At 72.8% G+C, this 17,359-nt stretch carries 15 protein-coding genes; 3 read left to right on the forward strand and 12 right to left on the reverse strand.

The window, feature by feature from the left end; genetic code table 11:
* Nucleotides 1-30 precede the first annotated feature (30 nt).
* Both AB0D85_RS28630 and AB0D85_RS28635 read left to right on the forward strand, forming a co-directional pair.
* On the forward strand, nucleotides 31-924 hold the full coding sequence (locus AB0D85_RS28630; protein ID WP_362326122.1) for a M23 family metallopeptidase: 894 nt from the start codon (nucleotides 31-33) through the stop codon (nucleotides 922-924).
* The gene (locus tag AB0D85_RS28635) at nucleotides 854-1,804 is read left to right on the forward strand and encodes a glycosyl hydrolase (RefSeq protein WP_362326125.1); all 951 of its coding nucleotides are present in this window, start codon (nucleotides 854-856) and stop codon (nucleotides 1,802-1,804) included. Before AB0D85_RS28630 ends, AB0D85_RS28635 begins: the two co-directional genes overlap by 71 nt.
* Before the next feature lie 48 nt (nucleotides 1,805-1,852).
* On the opposite strand, the gene AB0D85_RS28640 is transcribed toward AB0D85_RS28635, so the two are convergent.
* The 12 genes from AB0D85_RS28640 to AB0D85_RS28695 all read right to left on the reverse strand — a co-directional run bounded on the left by AB0D85_RS28640 (nucleotide 1,853) and on the right by AB0D85_RS28695 (nucleotide 15,699).
* Nucleotides 1,853-3,268, reverse strand: a complete 1,416-nt coding sequence (locus AB0D85_RS28640) for a zinc ribbon domain-containing protein (protein WP_362326128.1) — start codon at nucleotides 3,266-3,268, stop codon at nucleotides 1,853-1,855.
* Nucleotides 3,265-3,825, reverse strand: coding sequence for a phage tail protein (locus tag AB0D85_RS28645; protein ID WP_362326131.1), 561 nt, complete (start codon nucleotides 3,823-3,825; stop codon nucleotides 3,265-3,267). The genes AB0D85_RS28640 and AB0D85_RS28645 overlap by 4 nt, the downstream gene beginning before the upstream one ends.
* 28 nt (nucleotides 3,826-3,853) lie before the next feature.
* The gene (locus tag AB0D85_RS28650; protein ID WP_362326134.1) at nucleotides 3,854-5,812 is read right to left on the reverse strand and encodes a putative baseplate assembly protein; all 1,959 of its coding nucleotides are present in this window, start codon (nucleotides 5,810-5,812) and stop codon (nucleotides 3,854-3,856) included.
* Between the two features lie 6 nt (nucleotides 5,813-5,818).
* On the reverse strand, nucleotides 5,819-6,262 hold the full coding sequence (locus AB0D85_RS28655) for a GPW/gp25 family protein (protein WP_362326137.1): 444 nt from the start codon (nucleotides 6,260-6,262) through the stop codon (nucleotides 5,819-5,821).
* Nucleotides 6,263-6,302: 40 nt separating this feature from the next.
* The gene (locus tag AB0D85_RS28660) at nucleotides 6,303-8,216 is read right to left on the reverse strand and encodes a VgrG-related protein (RefSeq protein ID WP_362326140.1); all 1,914 of its coding nucleotides are present in this window, start codon (nucleotides 8,214-8,216) and stop codon (nucleotides 6,303-6,305) included.
* Entirely contained in the window at nucleotides 8,216-8,938 is a 723-nt protein-coding gene (locus AB0D85_RS28665; RefSeq protein WP_362326143.1) for a LysM peptidoglycan-binding domain-containing protein, read from the reverse strand. The genes AB0D85_RS28660 and AB0D85_RS28665 overlap by 1 nt, the downstream gene beginning before the upstream one ends.
* 49 nt (nucleotides 8,939-8,987) lie before the next feature.
* Nucleotides 8,988-9,410, reverse strand: a complete 423-nt coding sequence (locus AB0D85_RS28670; protein WP_362326146.1) for a phage tail protein — start codon at nucleotides 9,408-9,410, stop codon at nucleotides 8,988-8,990.
* 41 nt (nucleotides 9,411-9,451) lie between these two features.
* Nucleotides 9,452-10,057 carry a hypothetical protein gene (locus AB0D85_RS28675; RefSeq protein ID WP_362326149.1) on the reverse strand — a complete coding sequence of 202 codons (606 nt, stop codon included), beginning with the start codon at nucleotides 10,055-10,057 and terminating at the stop codon, nucleotides 9,452-9,454.
* Between the two features lie 2,931 nt (nucleotides 10,058-12,988).
* Nucleotides 12,989-13,144, reverse strand: a complete 156-nt coding sequence (locus AB0D85_RS28680; RefSeq protein ID WP_362326153.1) for a DUF6760 family protein — start codon at nucleotides 13,142-13,144, stop codon at nucleotides 12,989-12,991.
* Nucleotides 13,141-13,611, reverse strand: a complete 471-nt coding sequence (locus tag AB0D85_RS28685) for a hypothetical protein (protein WP_362326156.1) — start codon at nucleotides 13,609-13,611, stop codon at nucleotides 13,141-13,143. The genes AB0D85_RS28680 and AB0D85_RS28685 overlap by 4 nt, the downstream gene beginning before the upstream one ends.
* Nucleotides 13,611-14,054 (reverse strand): phage tail protein, encoded by a 444-nt coding sequence (locus AB0D85_RS28690; protein ID WP_355721173.1) that lies wholly within the window; start codon nucleotides 14,052-14,054, stop codon nucleotides 13,611-13,613. Before AB0D85_RS28690 ends, AB0D85_RS28685 begins: the two co-directional genes overlap by 1 nt.
* 64 nt (nucleotides 14,055-14,118) lie before the next feature.
* A complete protein-coding gene (locus AB0D85_RS28695; protein ID WP_362326159.1) occupies nucleotides 14,119-15,699 on the reverse strand; it encodes a phage tail sheath family protein in 1,581 nt (526 codons plus the stop codon).
* Nucleotides 15,700-15,928: 229 nt separating this feature from the next.
* On the opposite strand from AB0D85_RS28695, the gene AB0D85_RS28700 reads away from it, so the two are divergent.
* The gene (locus AB0D85_RS28700) at nucleotides 15,929-17,353 is read left to right on the forward strand and encodes a DUF4157 domain-containing protein (protein WP_362326162.1); all 1,425 of its coding nucleotides are present in this window, start codon (nucleotides 15,929-15,931) and stop codon (nucleotides 17,351-17,353) included.
* Nucleotides 17,354-17,359: the final 6 nt, after the last annotated feature.

Here is a 17,359-nt window from a genome sequence, read left to right on the forward strand (position 1 = left end):
GGGAGCGGCCGTTCGTCCGAGGATCCGAAGATGCGAACGGATGATCTACGACTCTTCACCGCCGCCCTCGTCCTCCTGCTCACCGGCGCGTTCCTCACCACGCCCGCGAAGGCCGCCACCAGCCCCGAGTCCTGTGCCTTCGGCACGCCCAGCACCCCGCCGCCGCCCGAGACCGGCACCACGGCCGGCACCGCGGGGGGAACGGCGGCCGGCACCACAGGGGGAACCGCGGGGGGAACGGCGGCGGGAACCGAGAGCGGCACCCCGGCCGGCGCCGGGACCGGGACCGGCACCGGGACCGGCACCGGGTCCGGCACCACGAGCGGCACCGCGAGCCGCACCGAGGCCGGCGTCGAGATCGGTGCCTCCGGCTGGACCGCGCCGACCGTCGGCTACCGGCTCTCCGCCGGCTACGCCGCCCAGGGCTCCCACTGGAAACACCGGCACACCGGCCAGGACTTCGCGGTCGACTCCGGCACCCCCGTGTACGCCGTCGGACCCGGCCGGGTCGTGACCGCGACCTGCGGGGACGGCTTCGGCAACCAGGTCGTCGTACAGCATCCGGACGGGTACTACACCCAGTACGCCCACCTCTCCCTCATCGAGGTCCGCCCCGGGCAGGACGTCTCGGCGGGCCAGCGCGTCGGCGCCGCCGGTGCGACCGGCAACGCGACCGGCCCCCACCTCCACTTCGAGGTCCGCACCACCCCGTCCATGGGTTCCGCGATCCCGCCGCTGCCGTGGCTGCGGGCGCACGGGGTACCGATCCCCGGCGATCCGGCGGGGATCGCACAAAGTTCGAAGATCCCCGCACAGCCCCCGACAGTGCCCCGGAACGACCAGACTGCACCCCATGGCTCGCCCGAGGTTCGTCCTCCTCATCACGATGGCCGTCCTCCTGCTGCTGCCGGTCTCCCGTCCTGAGACCCCGCGGCCCGCCGCCCCCGGGCCCTTCGGGGCGTACGTCGGCTACGACGGCGCAGGGGTACGGCGGGTGAGTGCCCTCGGCGCCTGGCTCGGGCACGACGAACCCCGGGTCGGGCACACCTACCTGCCCGGGGACGTGTGGCGGAACATCGAGGGCGCCCCGGACTTCGTACGGTTGTGGGCGCGGTGGCGGCGGGCCGAGCCGGACCGGCTCCTCGTCCTCAACGTGCCGATGCTGGAACGGACGGAGGACCATGTGTCCGACGCCGAGGTGCGGCGCCAGCTGCGGCTCGGGGCGGGCGGGTCGTACGACGGCCACTTCCGGGCGCTGGCCCGGCGGCTGGTGGCGGTCGGCGCGCCGGACACCGTCGTCGTCCTCGGCTGGGAGATGAACGGGGTGACGTACACCCACCGCTGCGAGCCGGACCCGGTCTCCTGGAAGGAGTACTGGGTGCGGATCGTCACGGCGATGCGGTCGGTGCCCGGCGCCCGGTTCCGGTTCGACTTCGCGCCCAACCGGGGGCGGGACGCGATCCCGTGGACCGCCTGCTATCCCGGGGACCGGTTCGTGGACGTCATCGGGATGGACGCCTACGACTCCCCGCGCGGGCTGTCCTTCGAGGAGCAGGTCACCGAGGAGTACGGGCTGCGGGCCCAGGTCGACTTCGCCCGGGCCCACGGCAAACCCGTCTCGTACCCGGAGTGGGGGCTGTTCGAGAACGGGGACGATCCGGCGTATCTGCGGGGCATGCTGGAGTGGTTCGCGGCCAACCGCCCGCTGTACCAGACCCTCACCGACTACTGCCCGCACGGGGTGTGGACCTGCCGGGACAACCCCAGGTCCGCGGCCGTCTACCGAGCCCTGATGAGGGGCTAGCCCGGCCGCTCCTCATCAGGACCCGATCAGGGCTCGATCCCGGCTCGATCAGGAGGAGCCCGCGCTCGACGGGCTGAAGAACTCGATCTCGGCGATGGCCACCTGGGTCTTCGCCGAGGCCTGGTACGACGACTCGATCGTGAAGCGGACGGAGATGACGTTCGCCGCGCGGAAGTCCCGGGTCTGGGTGCCGAGCGTCTGGTCGAGGACCAGTTCGCGGGTCTCGGTCTTGTTGTCGGACGTCTTGATGGTCGCCTTCAGACGGTGCGGCAGGGCCGACGCCTTGAGCTGCTCGTTGTGGGTCGACTCGCCGGACGAGATGATCACGTTCAGGAGGCGGGTCGGTTCGTCGAAGCGGGCCTCGACCCAGTTGCCCTCGCCGCCCTGGACCACGCCCGGGCCCCACCAGGTGTTGTTCAGCTTGTCGAAGGCCAGGTCCGGCTTGTGGCCCGCGTAGGAGCGGGACGCGCTGACGCGGTCCGGGAAGACCTGGGAGCGCTTGGCGAAGTGGTCGCGGGTGGCGCTGATCGCCTTCGGCGTGTTGATCGCCAGGACCGTGACGAGCGTGAGGACGACGGCGGCGACGATCCAGGTGAGCACGCGGTCGAAGGCGCGGCGCAGGCGGGGGCGGTCGCCTGCCCAGGGGGTCTCCCTGTTGCGGAAGTCGAGGATGCGGCGCCACCAGGGGCGGGGGGCCGACGGGCCGGTGTTGCCGTCGCCGGCCATGGGCATGGCGCAGCGGGTGCAGAAGTGGCGGTCGGGGCGGTTGGGGGTGGCGCACCAGGGGCAGGGGGTGCCGCCGTGGGCGCCGAGGTCTTCGCCGGGGGCTTGAACGGTCTGGGGGCGTTGGGGGGTGGGGCGGCCGGGGAGGACGGGGGCGACGGTGGGGGGCGCCGGGGTGGGGGTGGGTTCCGTTACGGGGATGAGGAGGCGGCGGGCGCGGTCGTGGGCGTCGTCCTGCGGAGCGGCGCCCTGTGGGGTGGGCGTGGGGATGGGGGTGGTTTCCGCCGTCGTCGCAGTGCCGGGCTGTGGGGGCTGGTCGCGCAGTTCCCCGCGCCCCTGACGGGGCGCTGTCGTGGCCGTTCCTGCCAAGTCGCCGTGGGCCTGAAGGGGCGTTGTCGGTGCCGTTCCCGGCAAGTCCCCGCGTCCCTGGCGGGGCGTTGTCGGTGCCGTTCCCGGCAAGTCGCCGTGGGGCTGGGGGGGCGCTGTCGTGGCCGTTCCCAGGAGGTTTGCGCGTTGGGCGTGGGGGAGGGCGGTGCCGGCGGCGTCTCTGGGGGCGAAGGCGTCCCAGCCGGGGGACGGGGCACCGGAGTTCGCGGGGGCCGCCGGTTCGGGGGGTGTCGGGGCCTGGCCGGGCTGTTCTCTGATGCCCGTCCAGCTCAGTACCGCCCCGCACGCGTCGCAGAAGGACTGGCCCGGTTCTGCGACCGTGCCGCACTCCGTGCAGTTCCGGTTGGTCGTCATCGCTGGGGGTTCCTTTCGGCGGACGCGGTCACCTGGACCGTGTAAGGCATGTGAGCGGGGCGGGCGGCGGCCACGAGGCGTTCCAGGCGGACCTCGTCGGCGGGGGTGGGCGACGGGAGCGTGAGGTGGACGTGGAGGTGGGGGCGCGGGGTGCCGGGGAAGGCGCCCAGCGGACGCGCGCTCCAGGTCGCGCCGCCGCTCTCCGTGATCTCCGGGGCCGCGCCGAAGGCCAGCCGGACGGCCTCGGAGAGGCCCCTGCGCGTGCCCCGGATGCGGTGCAGGTACGCGGCCGCGGCCACGGCGGCGCGGAGCAGGGGTTCCGGTTCCGTGCCGTCCGTCTCCGCGCCGACCCAGGTGCCCAGCCACTCCGCGAAGTCCAGGGGGGCCAGGGCCGGGTCGAAGTAGGTGGGCAGGCAGTCGAGGACGTTCGGGATGGGGGCGATCACGTCGTCCAGGCCCGCGACGAAACGCAGTGCCAGGTCGTCGTCGGCGAAGACCGCCGGGAGCATCGGGCCGATGGGGACGGAGGAGCCCAGGCCGTCGATCGAGCCTCTCAACGGACGCCTCCTGCCGGGCGGTTGCGGATCATTCGCCGATCACCCGGACCCGGTGGTCGTAGGAGAAGACGAGCGAGGGGGCGTCCAGGTCGATGCGGTCCGTCGGGTCGCCGCGCTTGCCGGTGAGGGGGTCGGCGGGGTGCAGGACGACCTCGTCGACGAGTTCCACGCCGGGCACGCGCTGCAGCACCGCGAAGACCTCGCCGGACTGCACCGGGCGCCCGAACGGCCAGCCCTTGCCGTCCGCCCCGCCGGTCAGCGGGTCGAGGTGGCGGTAGAGGGCGTCGTGGGCCTGGCGGCGGACCCGGTCGACGTCCACCCCGCGGAAGGCGTGCAGCGTGGCGACCACGGTGACGCCCTGGTAGAAGGGCGGCCCCACGGCCAGCCTCGTGCCGATCAGGCGGCGTTCGTCCAGGTAACGGGTGATGCGGTCCAACAGGGCGTCCCCGGGCACGAGTTGCTCGAAGCGGAGCCGGCCGCCGGGGTCGGCCACCGCCTGCGGCACCACCAGCACCCGTACCGCGTACGCCCCGTGCTCGCTCTCCTCGCCCTCCAGGCAGGTGATCCGGGCCGTCTCCGGGGCCGCGCGGCGGGCCAGCTCCTCGTAGTCGCGCAGGGTCACCGCCCGCTCCTGGGCGCGCAGGGTGATGGGGGCGCGGACCTTGGCCTCGGCGACCGTCTCGCCGTCCACTCCCCCGCGCGCGGCCTCGCGGTTGACGACCTCCGAGATGTACGGGATGGAGGAGCGCAGGATCTGTACGGCGCCGCGCGCCACGTTGCCGTCCCGGCCGCCGCCCGTGCGGTAGCGGCGGGCCCGGATGACCGCGCCCTTCGGGGCCGCCGTGCCGTACTGGCGCAGCGAGCCGTCCGGTTCGCGGACCGCGGGGCCGAAGGCGATCTCGCCGGTGGTCGCGTCGAGGATGATGTGGCGGTCGTCCGGGCCGGACGCGGCGAAGTGCGGGACGACCTGCCAGTCCAGCCAGCCCTCGCCGTCGTGCTCGGCGGTCTGGAGGAGGAGCGGCGGGGTGTCGCCGACGACCGGGGTGTGGGTGAGCCGCAGACGCTGGCCGGGCAGGCCGGTGGACTCGCCGAGCGCCTCGTCCTCGACGGTCTCCGCGTGGACGACGCCGGTCGTGCCGCCGATCGTGCAGGCCTCGGCGAACCGGACCGTGGGGGACGTGGTGTAGAAGGGCTGGTCGGCGAGGGGTTCGGTGACCCGGCAGCGCAGCCAGCTCGCCTCCAGGCCGCCGTTGCGGGACAGCACATGGCCGCCGGGCACGTGCAGCACGACCTCGCCGGGGCGGTTGAGACCGCCGGTGCCGTCCCGGTCGACCTCGCACTCCTGCCAGCCGTCCTCCGTCCACGCCTCCCACACCAGCGGCGGCTGCCGCGGGTCCACGCCGACGCCGTCGACCCGGCTGTCCAGGTCGAGGGCGACCGCGCAGTGCGGGACGGCCGCGGACAGGCCGAGCAGCATGCAGTCACCGGGGTTCGGGGCCTCGGTGAAGCACAACAGGTCCTTTCCCTCGGCGAGTTCGTTGGTGAGGTCGACGACGGCCGCGCCCTGCTGCTGCCGCAGCAGGTGCCGCAACTCGCTCGGCACGATGGTCAGTTCGCGCTCGGTCGCGAACACCACCGCCTCCTGCGTCTCGGTGCGGCGGGTCGCCACCTCCGTGCCGACCGGCACGAGCACCGGTTCCTCCTGGGCCGCCGACAGCCAGAACGACACGTCCGTGCGGGCCGCCGACGGCGGGAAGAGCGTGATGCCGACCAGGTCCAGGAAGGCCAGGTGGTTCTTCTCCGGCACCCGGTTGAGGCGGTACACGATCTGGTCGGCCATGTGCGCGACCGTCTCCACCAGGGTGATGCCGGGGTCGGAGACGTTGTGGTCGGTCCACTCCGGGGCGCGCTGCTGGATGTAACGCTTGGCGTCGTCGACGAACTGCTGGAAGCGTCGGTCGTCGAGGTTCGGGGAGGGCAGGGCCATCGGGGATCAGCGGTCGCTTTCCGAGGAGTCCGGGGCGGCGGGGGGCAGGTCCGGCTCGTCGTGGGAGGGGATGACGTAGAACGGGAAGACCAGGCTGCGCGGGTTGTTGGTGCCGCGGACCGAGTAGCGGACGTCGATCATCAGCACGCTCGGATCGGCGCCGGTGCTGACCTCGACGTCCTCGACCTCGATCCGCGGCTCCCAGCGGTCGAGGCTGGCGTACACCTCGTGCTGGATACGGCCGGCGGTCTGCTCGTTGACCGGCGCGAAGACGAGGTCGTGGATGGCGCAGCCGAACTCCGGGCGCATGGGCCGCTCACCGGGGGCCGTGGACAGCACGAGGCGGATGGCCTCCTCGACCTCCTTCTCGCCGCTGACCAGGGCGATACCGCCGGTGGGCCCGATGCGCAACGGGAACGACCATCCGGAGCCGACGAATTGCTCTGCCATCAGTCCCGCACCCGCCCCTCGGGGAAGTCGTGGCGCCCGCTCATGCCGGGATCACCATCACGGGCATGCCGTTGTTGGTCAGGACGCCCAGGATCGGCACCGTGGCGCCCTTGATGCTCACGTCGGCGATGGCCCCGATCTGCACCGCGCCCTCGGCGTTGAGGTTGACGATGCCGGTCGCCATCAGGTTCAGCACGTCCAGGGCCCGCACGGAGACCACGCCGGCCGTGGCCGAGATGTCGACGAACTCCTGGCTCTGGATGGTCAGCGGTCCGACGCTCTTGATGCTGAGCGGGCCCTTCGAATTCAGGGACAGATCGGTGCCGGCGTCGATCGACACCGACTTGTTCCCCTTGATGGAGACATCGCCCCTGCTGGTCACGGTGATCTCGGTCTTGGACCGGTCGAGGAAGACGGTCAGTTTGTCGTCGCCGCTGGCCAGCCGGACGCCTTCCTTGCGGGCCTGCTGGTCGAGCAGGTCCATGCGGTTGCCGTGCCGGTCGGAGAAGGTGTGCCGGGTGGCGCGACCGCGCGCGTTGTGGAGCGGTACGTCGCGGACCCGGGTCGGTTTGTCCTTGCCGTTGTAGAGGCCGCCGATGACGTAGGCGTGGTCCAGGGCGCCCCGGTCGAAGGCGACCAGCACCTCGTCGCCGACGTCCATCGGGAACGTCCCGCCGCCCCGGACCCCGCCGTACTGCACGGTCCGGGTCCAGTCGCTGACGTAGTTGTCGTCCAGCCACGGGAACTTGATCTTCACCCGGCCCTGCTGGAGCGGGTCCTTCACATCGGTGACGAGGGCCGGGGCCACGCTGAGCTGCCGGTCGGAGCCGGCGTCCGTACCGCCGCCCCCGGAGGCGACGCCGTAGAGGGACCGCCACTGGCGGCCGCTGACCGTCACCCAGGTCTCGTAGTGCTTGGAGTCGCCGAAGACGTGCCGTACCGAGGTGACCGTGTACTTGCCCGCGAAGGGCGTGCCCACGTCCTTGAGCGCGACCGGCACGCCGGGCCGCAGCTGCGGATTGCCGCGGACCACGACCTCGACCTCCGCGAACCCGGACGTCACGTCGTCGGAGAGGGCGGCGGCCGCGAACTTGACCTCGGACTGCTTGTCGTAGGGGGTACGGGTCTCCACCAGCTTGGCCGTCGGAAACTTGGCGTAGGCGTCGCTGGGGGAGGAGCCGATGCTGTACCCCTTGTTGTCGCTCGCCTTCGAGGTCGCGGTGAGCGTCTTCTTCGTCGTCACGTCCCAGCCGCGGGACTCGACGTTGGCGACCTGGTCGGCGGCGGTGACGGCGGAACGCAGCCGCAGGATGTCGTGCCCGGCCTCCAGGACGAAGGGGCTCTTGTCGCCGTCCGTGCTGGGCGAGGGCGCCCCGGAGGCGTCCTTCGGCTCCACGAACTGGAACTTGCCCTTCGCGTCGATGGACATGACCATCTCGTTCTCGTCGGCGAGCCTGGCCAGGAAGTCCCAGTCGGTGACGTTGCTCTGGCTGATGAACTCGTAGACGGTCTTCGTCGCGTCGATCCGGCCGATCGGCACCCCGTCCTGCCCGGCCAGCTTGCGGGCGATGTCGGCCGCGGTCTGGTTGCGGTAGGCGACCACGCGGCGCTGGCGCATCAGCCGGAAGCCCTTGTCGTAGCCGCGGATCACGGCGTAGCTGCCGGTGCCGTCGTACTCGGCCTCCATCGCGGTGACCTCGCCGGTCAGCAGCGGGCCCCCGGTGTCCTGGCCGTCGGTCATCGGGGTGAGCACCACGTCGCTGCCGAACTTGACGCCCAGGTCGCCGAAGAGCTTGCGGTCCTTGTCGCGGAAGGTCAGCTGGAAGGCGGCGGGCACGCCGACGCCCTGGTCGATGTGGGCGTCCACCAGCGCGGACCCCCACTCGGGGTCGGACTTCAGGTCCGTCCCGTCGATGGTCACCTTGATGATGTTCGAGTAGGCGTACTTCACCATCAGTGCCGCACCTCCTCGGCGGCAGGCAGCACGAGTTCCGTCCCGGTGGGCAGCCGGTTCGGGTCGTCGATCCCGTTCGCGTCGGCGATCGCCCGCCAGGCGGACGCGTCGCCGTACTCCCGCCAGGCCAGCGCCTGCAGCGAGTCCCCGGCGACCACCCGGTGCACGCGCTGTGCGGTGAGGGCGCCGGAGGTGGGGTTCTGCCCGGGGGTCTTGGTCGGGATCTCCTGGAGTTGCAGACGGCAGGTGGCCCGGATGGGCATCCCGCTCGTCCCGAACAGCGTGTAGGACGCGTCGACCGAGGCGACGTACGCCGTGAACCGGGCCGTCGAGAACGAGCCCCACTCGAAGACCACCCAGGGCGGCGACGGCCGCTTGTTCGCGATGCTCTGGCTGGTGACCTCGCAGCAGGTCAGCAGCGACTCGACCTTCTTGAGCACCGAGTTGTCGCCCGGGTCGTCGGAGGAGTCCAGGAAGATCTCCACACCCATCTGCCGGGGGTGCGCGCCGAGGAACTCCGGGAGCGGGCCGTCGCGTTCGATGGGCGCGTAGGAGGCCTTCCAGTCGGCGCGGCGGCCGATGGAGAGCTGCGCCGGGTTGAAGTCGAAGTGGAAGGACTTGATGAGAGCGCCGGGGGTACGGCTGCCGCTCGGCGGGGGCTGGTGGATCTCCAGGGTGGCGCGCACGAGGCTCTTGCCGGCGCCCCGGCTGCTGCTGGCCATGTCTAGTTCCGCTCTCTCGTCTCGTCTCTCGTCCCGTCTCGGCTCTCGCTCAGTCCGTGAATCCGTGGTGGGTGATCTCCAGGACCTCGTTGGCCACGGCGGGGCTGGCCGGGTCCAGGGAGGGGCCCTGCCAGCTCACGGGGAGGACGTCGAGGAGACCCCAGCGGGCGACCTCCGAGCCGTCGGCGCGCAGGGCGGTGATCTGGGCGGTGGGCCGCTTGATACCGGTCTGCACGGAGGAGATCCACTTCGCGACCTTGGAGGTGTCCGGGGTGAGCGGACGGGTCAGCCGGATGGTGGAGAAGGTGACGCGGGTGGGCAGTTGCCACACGAAGCCGTTGTTGCCGCCCTCCTGCCGGCGCTCGATCTCCACCTGCGACGACAGCCCCTCGCACCCGTTGAAGTAACCGAGGCTCTCGCCGTCGATGGAGAGGCTGAACCAGATCGTGGTTCCCGGGTCCTGGCGAGCCATCGGGGGCCTTTCTGTGGAGGGGGGTGGTGGGCGGGCGGGGTTCAGGAACGGAAGTCGCGGAGCTTGCCCACGCGTTCGCGGTCGCGGCGGAGTTCGGTGCGGACGTGCCGGGTGATGCGGTCGATGATCCGGTGGACGAGCGCGTCGACCTGGTACTCGGTGAGAGCGCCGGGATCGAAGCCGCCGTCCTCGATCGCCGAGTACCCGGGCGGGTCGTCGTCATCGGTGGAGGCGGCGGCGGTGTACGCGGGGGGCGGCGGGTCGCCGGAGGGCGGGAGAGGCGATGGCGTCGGTGGCGGCGGCGTGTGGGCCTTGGTGAGGGGGGCCTCGGGGCGGGTGGCGGTGGTCGTATCGGTGACCGGGGCCTTCTTGAAGAAGGAGGAGGCCGTGGGGAGGTCCAGGGGGAGCGAGGTGGTGAGGGCGTTGCGCTGGACCGTGGGCGGGTTGAGGGGGGCCACGGGAAGGGGGGTGGCGGAGGAGACGGGGGTGGAGGAGAGGGAGGTGACCGCGGTGGGGGTGGAGGCGGTGGCGGGGCGGAGGGGGACGGGGCGGGGGGTGGGGGTCGCGGTCGTGGCCTTGGCCTTGGCCGCGGTCGCGGTACGCGGCTGAACCGGCAGAGGAGTGTGGGGAGTTGCGGCTCGCTGCACGAAGGGGGGAACAAAAGAGGGAAGAGCAGCCGACGGGGCGGTCGCGGTCGCCGGGAGGGGCGACTGGGCGCGGCGCTGCACGGGGGCCTGGTGGCCTGGGCCGGTGGCAGCGGGCGGCCCGGGCGGAGAGGGAGGGGCCGGGGGAAGAGGAAGAGACGGCGGCGTGGCCGAGGGGCCGACCGGTGCGGGCCGGGCAGCGGACTCGGGACCGGCCGGTACGGGTCGGGCGGCGGGCTCGGGGGCGGACGTCGTGGTCGGCAGGCCGGTCATGGCCGTCCCGGGTCCGCGACCGGACGCCTCGGGCGCCGGGTGGGGGACGGCGGTCGGCCGCTCTCCCGGACCGCTCGTCGCCTGCCGCCGCTGAACGGACGCTACGGACGGTACGGACGCCTCGCGGCCGCTTCCCGCCGCGGGCGTCCCGGGAACTCCGCTCGCCGCCGGACCCGCCAGAGGGGCGCCGAGACCGAGTCGGGGAGTAGCGCGGGGCGTGGCGGCACGCTGTACGGGAGCGGGAGAGGGAGCAGGGGAGGCCGTCGCGGAAGGGCCGGCCGGGGCAGGCTGCCCGTGCTCACCCGGACGCGGCGGCGTCTGATCCGACCCGGCTCCCCGCCGCTGCACGGGCGCCGTGTGGCCACCCCCCGCCGGACGCGCGACGGGGGCACCGAGGCCCGATCGAAGGGCGCCGGGCGTGGTCGCGGTATGCCGGACGGGAGAGGGTGAGGGAGAGGCAGAGGGAGCGGAAGCCGGTGCGGGTGTGGGTGTCGAAGTGCCGCTCGATGCGGCGGGGTTGGGCTCACGCGGTGGCAGCGGCAGCGCGTCCGGCATGGCTTCCGGCGCCCGACCGGGCGTCTCCCGCACGGCGTCGGGAGCGGCCGCACTCTTCGCCGCCCGTCGCTGCACGGGAGCAGGCGAGGGCAGAGCCGCCCTCGAAGTGCCGGTCGCGGTGGCCTGGTCGGGCACACTCGGCGGCTTCGGTACGGCCGGTGCAGCGCCTTGCTCTGCCGGAAGGGGCGCTTCCGGTACGACATCGGGGGCGGCCGCGCTCTCCGTCACCCGTCGCTGCACAGCCGCCTCACGCCCACCGCTCGCGACCGGGGCGCGCTGGGCAGGGGGCGTGGTTCCGGTGCTGGGCGAAGCAGGTGCGGCGGCTGCGGAGTCGAGGCCGGCGGCCGAGCCGGTCAGGGGCGACGGAGCCGGACTCGCCGCCGTACGACCGGTTTTCGGCGCCGATGTGTGCGGGGCGGCGGGCGAGCCGGTGGCCGTGCTGCGCTGCACGGGGACCGCTTCGGCGCTGGAGGGCGACTGCGTCGGGGGCGTCCCCGCGCTGCCGGGTGCGGCCGGAGAACCCGGCGCACGGCCGGGGCCCGGGTCACCGCTCACCGAGCGCCGCTGCACAGGGGCGGCCTGCGTCCCGCCGCCGGACATGCCGGAAGGCCCGCCGGTGGCCGGGGGCACGGCGGGCGGTGCGGCCGATTCGGGAGCAGCGGGCCCCGTGGGAGCCGGGGGCATTGCGGATACCGAGGGGGTCGTGGGAGGCGTGGAAGACGTGGGCGCCGTACGGGCAGTGGTCGTAGGGGATGCGGGTGCGGAGGGCCCCGGAGCCGGAACCGACCCACTCGGCCGGGCCGTCGGCAGTCCGGCACCGGACATGGAGCGGCGCTGTACGACGACGGCAGGTGCCGGCCCCTGTACGGCGGCGGCGTCCCGGGGCGCGTGCGAAGCAGTACCGGAGGCCGTAGGGGCATCAGCGCCCGGACCCGGTCGGCTCCCGCCCACCGGCATCGGCTCGGCACCCCCGACGGCCCGCTGTACGCCCCGGTCCCCCGTCGTCCCACCCCCCGCTCGGTCGCCCTCGCCCGACGCCGTCACCGCACCCTCGGCTGCCGGCGCACTCGGCGCCGACGGCAGCGTCCGCCGTTGTACGGCCGTCGCCGACGTACTCGCCGGCGCATGCGTCAGCGCGCTGCGGCGAGGCCGGACCGGAGGTGCCGGTGCGACCCGCGGCCCGGTGACCGGAGCGGGAGCTGTCGGCGTCGGCTGCGGAGCCCAGGCCACCGGCACCGCCACCGGCACCGCCGCCGGTACCGAAGGGAGCGCGGAGGACACGCCCGCGCCCGAAGCCGCACCTGCACCCGCTCCCGAAGTCGCCCCCGGAGCAGCACTCGCCGACGCGGCCGATCTCTGGACAGCGGGCGCGGCCCGCCGTCCCTCCCCCTCCGCGGAGGGCACCGGCCCGGTGGCCGACGGGGTCTGCGGCAACGGCAGGCCGGCCCCGCTCCGCACCACCCCCGGCGTCCCCGCGGCCGTACCACCACGTGAGGCACCACCGTGCAAGGCACCACCGCGCGAAGCACCACTGCGCGGACCACCGCCGCGCGCGGCACCACCCCGCCCCGCCAACGGCACCCGCTGCACCGCCGGCGCCACCGAACTCGTAGGCCCTGCCGAACCCGTAGGACCGACGGAACCCGCCGACCCCGCCGATCCGCTCCCGACCGCCCGCAGCGGCACCACCGGAACCGTCGGGCCCCGGCCACCCGCCGTCGCCCCTGTCGACCCCGTCGGCGCCGCCAACGGCAGTGACCCCGCCGGGCGTTCGAGCCCCGGCGCAGCCCCCGCCCCGGTCATCCCTACGAGTCCGCGACCGGCCAGACCCGCGCTGGACTCGCCGTCCAGGACCGCGTGCGAGCGCATGCCCATGAACGACGGGTTCTGCCAGGTCGGCAGCCGTCCGCCGAACCCCGGGTCCGCGACCGGTCCGCCCGTCCCCAGCGCACGCTGGATCGGCGGCAGCCCAGGCCAGGCCGCCGCCACCACGGGACGCGGCGCCTCGGCGGCAACCTCGGCCGGAGGCACCGCGGAAACCTCGGCCGGAGCCGCCGCGGAGGCCTCGGCCCGACGTCCTCGTATCCGATCCCGCAAACCCACCGATCAGCCCTCCGACGCCCGGGTCACCAGGGAGGCGATCTCGGTCGTGAAGCGGCGGCGGTCCGCGTGCTCCAGATCCAGGATGTCCTCCAGGCCCCAGTGGAAGTGGTAGGCGACGTACGCGATCTCCTCGTGCAGCCGGTCGGTCGCGTACGTCACGATTCCCCCAGGCGGCTCCCGCCGAGTTCCACCTCGAAGGGTTCCGAGCAGTGCGGGCAGTTGACCGCGGCCCGGGTGTGGCCCTCCGCGTTGATCTGGCGGTAGAAGTCCTGCAGGAACGCCAGGTCGGAGGCGAACATGTTCTCCACGATCCCGTCGTGCATGAGGGGGAGCGTGCCGAGCCGGGTGATGACCCGGCCCAGCAGCACCACCGACAGGAACGCCGGGTTCTCCTGCACCCGGACGTCCCGGAGCGGGATCAGTTCGTCACGGGCCGTCGACAGGCGCATCACGCCGTCCCGGTGGACCGTGCCCTGCTCGTCGACGTACCCCCGGGGCAGCTGGAACGGGAACTCCGTGCGCAGCACCTCGCGGGGCGCCTCCGGTTGCGGGGAGACCGGGGGCGCCGCCACCTCAGCTGCGGTCGGCGCCCCCACGCTCCCGGCTCTGCCGGCCGAACGCCTCATTACTCGATGACCAGTTCTTCGAACGTGATGGTCACCGACTCGGTCAGCGCCGACGCCTCGCCCGCCTTGACCGTGCTGGTGTCGATCTTGCTGCACCAGGCGTTGCGCAGGTTGTAGCGCTTCACCGGGGTGTTCTGGAAGTCCATCATGATGATGGTGGCGTTCTTGCGGGCCGTGGCCATCTGGCCGTTGATCGACTCGTTGATCCACTGGGTGAACGAGGACGACTGGGTCATACCGCGTATGACCGTGCAGGTGCCGTTCTTCTTCACGCCCGGCAGGTTGCGGACGTGGTTCTTCCCGTCCGGCGTGTTCTGCTGGTAGGTGATGACGTCCTGTTCCATCGACAGGCCGCTGACCTCGGCGAGGTACTCGACCATCACGCCGTCGATCTGCAGACCGAAATTATGCGATGTGAGGGCGTCACCCGGCTGGAGACTCATCTCTGTTACTGCCCGTTCTTCTCAAAGTGCCTGGTAAACAAGGGGGTTGGGACCCGGGGGTCCGCTACTCCTGGAGTTCGCCGCTGCCGCTGGAGAACTGCGCCAGCCGGAAGATCACGAACTCGGCGGGCTTGACCGGCGCGATGCCGATCTCGCAGATCACGCGGCCGACGTCGACCGACTCCGGCGGGTTGGTCTCCTCGTCGCACTTGACGTAGTACGCCTCCTCGGGCCGCTGCCCGAACAGCGCGCCGCTGCGCCACTCGTTGACCAGGAACGCGGAGATGTTGCGCCGGATGCGGGCCCAGAGGTTGTGGTCGTTGGGCTCGAAGACCACCCACTGGGTGCCGATCAGGATCGACTCCTCCAGGTAGTTGAAGTACCGGCGGATGTTCAGGTAGCGCCAGGCCGGGTCGGAGGAGAGGGTGCGGGCGCCCCAGATGCGGATGCCGCGGCCGGGGAAGGCGCGGATGCAGTTCACGCCGATGGGGTTGAGCAGGTCCTGCTCGCCTCGCGTGATCTGCAGCTCCAGGTCGACCGCGCCGCGGATGACCTCGTTCGCGGGGGCCTTGTGGACACCGCGCTCGGCGTCGTTGCGGGCCCAGACGCCGGCCACGTGGCCGGACGGCGGGATCAGCCGGGAGGTGCCGGAGGCCGGGTCGAAGGTCTTGATCCAGGGGTAGTACAGGGCCGCGTACTTGGAGTCGTAGCCGGCCGTCTCCTGGCGCCAGACCCGGATCTGGCGGGCGTTGAGGCCCGGCGGCGGGTCGATGACCGCGACCCGGTCGCCCATCAGTTCGCAGTGCGCGATCAGGCCGAGCTGGACGGCCTTGACGGCCTCCAGGTCGATCGCGCCGCGCTGGTAGGCGGCCATCAGGTCGGGCACGGCCACCATGGACACCTCGTCGACGGCCTCCAGGCCGCCGAAGCCGGTGCGGTCGGCCGAGTCGCCGAGGTACTGGGCGGGGCCGGGGTGCGAGCCGGCGTCCGCGACGGGGGGCGCGGACGCCGGGGCAGGGGCGGGGGCCACGAGGGCCACCGTCTGGTTCTCCGGACGGGCCAGCTGCGCGGCGGGCGCGGCCTCGGTCACGGTGATGAGCTTGGAGCGCTCCTTGACCTGGGTGACGACGTAGTTGCGGCCACCCTTCTTCGCGGTCACGTCGAAGGTCTCGACGGGCTTGCCGCCGTCCTTGACGACCAGCTTGAAGCGTTCGGCGGGGCCCTCGCCCTCCGGGTCGGCGACCTCGACGCTCAGGTCGCCGGAGGCCATCGCGCTGACGGTGAAGGTGCCGAGCTGCTTGGCCTCGCCGGGCGGCAGCGCGGCCGGGGCGGCCGAGCTCCCCACGGCCGCCGGAGCGCCGGCAGCAGCCGCGCCCTCGTGCGAGCCGCCGACACGGACGACGTACGCCGCCGTGCCACCGTTGTTGAAGAAGCCGTAGACGGAGTGCGCGAGGTAGTACCCGTCGGTGAACTCACCGAAGGCCGCCACGTACTGCGTCCAGTTGGTCACCAGAGTCGGCTCGTTCAGCGGACCGGTCGGGGCCAGGCCCACGAAGGCCGCCACCGACGTACCCACCCCCTCGATGGGGCGCGAGCCGCTGGCCACCTCCTCGACGTAGACGCCGGGCGACAGGTAGGACGGCATGCTCTGCTCTCCTCGGGGTACGAGACAGGAACGTCTCCCACCCTCACGCGCGAGGCTCGTCCCCGAAACGTCCATCCGTTCCTGTTCGGGGGCAACTTTGGTGCCCGCAAGGGCAGTCGGTGTGCACGCGCCACCTCCCGCTGCCCGCAGGACTGCCCCGATGATCCTTCCCCGCCGCCGGTACGGCCGGGTAGGACGGGAGACCGGTTACCGAACGGGGCACACTCACATGCACGCACACCAGGACGACCGCGGGCCCGCCGACCGGGGTGCCGCCCGCGCCGCCGTGCGCCCGGCGGCGCCCTCCGCCGGCCGTCCGCCGTCCCTGGCCGCCCTGCAACGCACCGCCGGGAACGCCGCGACGACCCGGGCGATCCAGGCCGCCCGCCATCAGCACGGGCCCGACTGCGGACACCAGGAGCAGCCGGACCACGCGGACCAGGCGGTGCAGCGCCGTGCCGCCGATGTGCCCGCCGTCCAGCGCAGGTCCTCGGTGTTCGACGCGATCGGCTCGCCGGGCGAACCGCTGGCGCCGCGCATCCAGCACAAGGCGGAGCAGGCGTACGGCATGGGCTTCGGCCATGTGCGCGTCCACTCCGGCCCGGTGGCGCAGCAGTCGGCGAAGGAGTACGGCGCGCTCGCCTACACCACCGGCTCGGACATCGTCGTGAGCCGGAGTTCCCTGGACGACGAGACGATGTTCCACGAGATCGACCATGTCCACCAGCAGGCCATGGGGCCGGTGGCGGGATCGGCCGACGGCAGCGGCGTCAGCGTGTCCGACAAGGGTGACCGGTTCGAGCGCAGCTCGGCCGAGAACGGCCGCCGGATGGCCCAGGGCGGACTGCCCGACCTGGGGATGTACGGGACGGCGGGCGGCGCCGCGGCGGGTGCCGGTGCCGGCTCCGTGCAGCGCGCGGACGCGCCTCCCGTGACGGCGGAGGCCTCGGGCACGGCGGAGGCCTCGGCTACGGCGGCGGCCGCGCCGGAGGCCGCGCCCGCGGGAACGAGGTACCAGCTGCAGATCCAGGTCAGCAAGGCGGCCCGCAGCCATCAGCCCGGCTACCTGCTGGGCCGCGAGTTCGGGCATGCCTGGATCGCCGTCTACAAGCAGGTGGGCGGGGCCGAGAAGACGGTCAGTACGTTCGGCTTCTATCCGCAGGAGGGGGCCTTCGACCGCAGCGCGCCGCTCAAGACGGTGCCGGGGTACGTCAACATGGCGCAGGACTCGCCCGAGTACGCGAGCAGCAAGTTCACGGCGGATCTCGACGCCGAGCAGTACGGGCGGCTGAAGCAGTACATCAAGGACAACCAGAACCACGACTACAACCTGGCCACGTACAACTGCACCACCTTCGCGCGCGGCGCGTACACCGCCGCCACCGGGCAGAGCGCGCCGGGCCTCGGGCTCCCCGTTCTGGAGAACCCGAACCAGCTCCAGGACCGGATCAAGCGCCGGAACACCAAGAAGGGCCGGCCGCGCAAGGGCGAGGACATCGACGCCGTACGCACCGCCGGTTTCACCAGCGCCGAGGAGTCCGACGACGACGGAGCCGCCGGCCGGGGCTTCTACGAGGGGCTCGTGGAGATGGGGACCGGCGCGGCGCTCCCCGAGCGACAGGACGACGACCGTCCCCGGTTCACCATCGACTGAGCGGCC

The sequence above is a fragment of the Streptomyces sp. NPDC048277 genome, assembly GCF_040652235.1.
Classification (GTDB): Bacteria; Actinomycetota; Actinomycetes; order Streptomycetales; family Streptomycetaceae; genus Streptomyces.

What these genes read in the sequence shown, in the direction of transcription:
- AB0D85_RS28630 (WP_362326122.1), top strand. Translation starts at nt 31, where the DNA reads ATGCGAACGGATGATCTACGACTCTTCACCGCCGCCCTCGTCCTCCTG.
- AB0D85_RS28635 (WP_362326125.1), top strand. Translation starts at nt 854, where the DNA reads ATGGCTCGCCCGAGGTTCGTCCTCCTCATCACGATGGCCGTCCTCCTG.
- AB0D85_RS28640 (WP_362326128.1), bottom strand. Translation starts at nt 3,268, where the DNA reads ATGACGACCAACCGGAACTGCACGGAGTGCGGCACGGTCGCAGAACCG.
- AB0D85_RS28650 (WP_362326134.1), bottom strand. Translation starts at nt 5,812, where the DNA reads ATGGCCCTGCCCTCCCCGAACCTCGACGACCGACGCTTCCAGCAGTTC.
- AB0D85_RS28655 (WP_362326137.1), bottom strand. Translation starts at nt 6,262, where the DNA reads ATGGCAGAGCAATTCGTCGGCTCCGGATGGTCGTTCCCGTTGCGCATC.
- AB0D85_RS28660 (WP_362326140.1), bottom strand. Translation starts at nt 8,216, where the DNA reads ATGGTGAAGTACGCCTACTCGAACATCATCAAGGTGACCATCGACGGG.
- AB0D85_RS28665 (WP_362326143.1), bottom strand. Translation starts at nt 8,938, where the DNA reads ATGGCCAGCAGCAGCCGGGGCGCCGGCAAGAGCCTCGTGCGCGCCACC.
- AB0D85_RS28670 (WP_362326146.1), bottom strand. Translation starts at nt 9,410, where the DNA reads ATGGCTCGCCAGGACCCGGGAACCACGATCTGGTTCAGCCTCTCCATC.
- AB0D85_RS28685 (WP_362326156.1), bottom strand. Translation starts at nt 13,611, where the DNA reads ATGAGGCGTTCGGCCGGCAGAGCCGGGAGCGTGGGGGCGCCGACCGCA.
- AB0D85_RS28690 (WP_355721173.1), bottom strand. Translation starts at nt 14,054, where the DNA reads ATGAGTCTCCAGCCGGGTGACGCCCTCACATCGCATAATTTCGGTCTG.
- AB0D85_RS28695 (WP_362326159.1), bottom strand. Translation starts at nt 15,699, where the DNA reads ATGCCGTCCTACCTGTCGCCCGGCGTCTACGTCGAGGAGGTGGCCAGC.
- AB0D85_RS28700 (WP_362326162.1), top strand. Translation starts at nt 15,929, where the DNA reads ATGCACGCACACCAGGACGACCGCGGGCCCGCCGACCGGGGTGCCGCC.